Below are 3,226 nucleotides of genomic sequence, written 5' to 3'. Positions count from 1 at the left end.
CTCATCTCCACTCCTTGGCGGTTACGATGAGCCAGAAACCCTCTCTTATCAAATCGACCTAAACTGTCCCATTGGCGCTGACGTCAGACACCCCTATGCGCCTTGCACCGAAACGCCAACCCGGGCGTCCGCCCTTTGGCGATTGACTGTTGCCACATGGCAGAACTTCAGGTCGATCATAGAATAAATCCCGAAATGCAGGCGAGACAGGTACGACGCGCCAAACTCATACCCCCTCTTGGAAATCGTTAACCCCCTCGGGGCGCGCCGCACCGGTTTGGTATCGGCGCAGCATGTTGGGAATGTGTCTGCACCAAGGATTTTGTGCCGTAATATTCGAATAACAGCACATATTCAGTGCTTGGATGCGGGATAAAATCTACACTTATTACGGGAAACCCCCAATTTCCGAAACATGAATCAGAGGGTAGGGTTTTATCAACGGACCACTTAACCCAATCCGTAGCACCCCCACTATGTGAGGGGCTGGCCTAAACCCCCTCGTCCAGCCCCTCGCATCACCATCCACTTTCCGAACATTTGTGAACCGGCGATGCACCTTCGGGCCAATTCCGCACTTCAGGCGTCGTTAAGATTGAAGCCGCAGCGCAACTGGCCGTAGGGTACCTGAAGTTTCCGCGATTTCATGACAAAAAGAAGTGAGTTACTTCACAGATGGGTGGGGTCGGTTCTGTTGAGGTAGCACGCATTCACATCAAAACTGTGCTAAAATCAACTTGTCTGTTTGGACGAGGGAAATCATGCCGACAGCCATTGTGAACGGCACGAAAATTCACTTCGAAGATACTGGCGGCGAAGGCGAGCCGGTCTTTTTCTCTCATGGCCTACTGTTTAGCGGAGCCATGTTCGAAGCGCAGGTTGCTCATTTGAGGGACCGCTTTCGCTGCATCACATATGACCATAGGGGTCAGGGACAGAGCAGTGTTCCTGAAGGCGGTTATGATATCGAGACGCTGACCACCGATGCAGCAGAACTAATCAGAAGCCTGGGCGCGGTACCTTGTCATTTTGTCGGCCTAAGCATGGGCGGGTTCGTGGGCATGAGATTGGCAGCTCGTGAGCCAAGCCTTCTGAAGTCGCTGACACTGCTCGAAACCAGTGCTGAACCTGAAGAGCCAAAAAACGCTCCCAAATATCGAATTTTGAACTTTGTGGCGCGATGGATCGGATTATGGGCCGCCATCAATCAGGTTATGCCGATAATGTTCGGGCGCACATTTCTCACCGATCCAAACCGCGCAGAAGAAAGGAAGAGGTGGTCAAAGGCAATTGTGAGCAGCCATCGGATTGGGATTACACGGGCAGTTAGAGGGGTAATCGACAGGGAAGGCTGTACCGAACTGCTTGCAAAGATAGAGATTCCGGTCGGTATAGGCGTCGGAGACGAAGACATCGCTACGGTTCCGGAGAAATCACATCAGATGCATCGCGCAATCACAACCTCAGAATTAGTTGTGTTCAAAGGGGCAGGCCATTCCTCCTCGATTGAAACACCGGACCAGGTGACAGCGCTGATAGAGCGCACAATTCAGAGAACATTGAATCAGGGCTCGGATCTGTTGAACAAGTAGGTCCATAGGGATCGTCACGTACGTCCCCATTGCCGACATCTCGCACTTCCGTTTGTCATCTAAAACGCCATGGCGCGCTTAGACGTCATAGGTGCGAGTGAATGATGGTACATAATCCTCGCCAAACTCTTCTCGGTGCTTTTGTCTTGCGTCTGACAAGACGGCTTTAGCGCGGTTCGCATCATCGTGAACGAAATCAGACAAGTCGTCAGCGGAGTTTGCTTGCATCAATTCTTCCTCGTAGATCAATGCCAGGTTGTCAATTTGTCGGCGCGATTCCATCAGCTTTGGCGGACGTATCGTGTCAACGATCCTTCGGACGCCAAAGTTCCAATCGGCAAACAGAGGGACCCATTGGAAGTCCAAGAGAGTCTGCCCCCCACCGATTTCTATCGCGGGAACGTCACACTCCTCCAGTAAAACGGGAATGAACCAGGTTTCATCCTGGCGTCGAATCCGTATCTGTTCTACCGCCTGCAGCAACTCATCGTTCATGTATGTCTTTTGCCTATTCCAATACGACGTGGAAAAACAGGCAATGAAATTATCGCTTTCTTCGATTGCTTGACGGATGTTCGCCTTCCATCTTGCTCCGGGCGACAGCATTTTGTCATCGTGCCAGTATTCGACGCGAAGTCGGCCTAGATTTTCGCAGAGCGTATCCACTATTGGTTTGTCGTCGGCAACGTAAGAAATAAATGTTCGCATTTCTTGTTTCACGGCACATGGAACCCGAGTTTGACCGTATATTGAATTCATGCCGTCGCATAGCGTCGGCTAATGTCGTCTTAAGTTGTTTCGGCTCGGGCAATCCAGCCGCTTGGATTGTGGAACCCCAAAAAATACCAGACCATAATTGCCGAGCGAAGTTGAAACCAAAAGTGGGCTGTCTAACCGGGCTTGGTTGCTTCAATTCACCTACGGTAGTCTGGCCTGCTTAAGCCGTGATTTAGCTACTGGGGTTTCCGCATGTTTGTAACGGTTCCTGGAGTACAACTTGTGGAAAGACCAATCAATTCTGCTCCGGCCATCCAGGAAGCTTTTCCGGCGCAGGCACATAGTGCCGCTCCAGCCATTCCTTGAAGACAGACCAATAGTCCTGCGGCTTTGCTGTGTATCGGCGTGAGTGCAGGTCAGCGATTGCGATTTCCAACTGTCGCCACCACTGAAGTTTGAGCCTGAGCCCATGCGCTTTAGCCCATGCGCGTAATGCGGCTTCCCAATCGTCTACGCGACGGGATTCAAGTTCATTTTGGAGGTCGAAGGGGATTCGATTGGGCCAGTTCTGCATGGGGAACAGGTAGCGAACATCGACCGCTTGTCCAAATGAAAATTCGCACCTACCGTAAGTCGCATGTGTAACCTTTACTCCAACACGATCCCTGCTGAAGCGATGCGTCAACTTTTTGATGTTGCAGTCGAACGCGACAGGCTTGGAAACGCAGAGCCCCTACCGGCGATTTACCCAAAGCACATGGCTCCGGTGGTCAGAATGACCGAAGATGGCGAGCGAGAATTGTTGCCGCTCAGTTGGGGGTTTCGGACCACCAAGAAATCGAAAAAGACCGGGGCAATTATCCAGCCGAATGCCTGGAACAATGCGCGTGACGACAAAGTGCGTACGAGCGGGCTTT

Annotated in this window: 3 protein-coding genes; 1 reads left to right on the top strand and 2 read right to left on the bottom strand. The window is 51.7% G+C overall.

Annotated elements, in window-relative coordinates; translation table 11 throughout:
- The first annotated feature begins 761 nt into the window (after positions 1-761).
- A complete protein-coding gene (locus tag ACR0EZ_RS25790; RefSeq protein WP_480617685.1) occupies positions 762-1,592 on the top strand; it encodes an alpha/beta fold hydrolase in 831 nt (276 codons plus the stop codon).
- A gap of 78 nt (positions 1,593-1,670) precedes the next feature.
- On the opposite strand, the gene ACR0EZ_RS25785 is transcribed toward ACR0EZ_RS25790, so the two are convergent.
- Together ACR0EZ_RS25785 and ACR0EZ_RS25780 are read right to left on the bottom strand one after the other, a co-directional pair.
- Positions 1,671-2,312 carry a toll/interleukin-1 receptor domain-containing protein gene (locus ACR0EZ_RS25785; protein ID WP_480617684.1) on the bottom strand — a complete coding sequence of 214 codons (642 nt, stop codon included), beginning with the start codon at positions 2,310-2,312 and terminating at the stop codon, positions 1,671-1,673.
- A 292-nt stretch (positions 2,313-2,604) separates the two neighbouring features.
- The gene (locus tag ACR0EZ_RS25780; RefSeq protein WP_480617683.1) at positions 2,605-2,883 is read right to left on the bottom strand and encodes a hypothetical protein; all 279 of its coding nucleotides are present in this window, start codon (positions 2,881-2,883) and stop codon (positions 2,605-2,607) included.
- Positions 2,884-3,226: the final 343 nt, after the last annotated feature.

This window comes from Ruegeria sp. AK4 (assembly GCF_056541025.1).
Note: the sequence above shows the minus strand (reverse complement) of the source record. Positions and strands in the feature narration are given on the sequence as shown.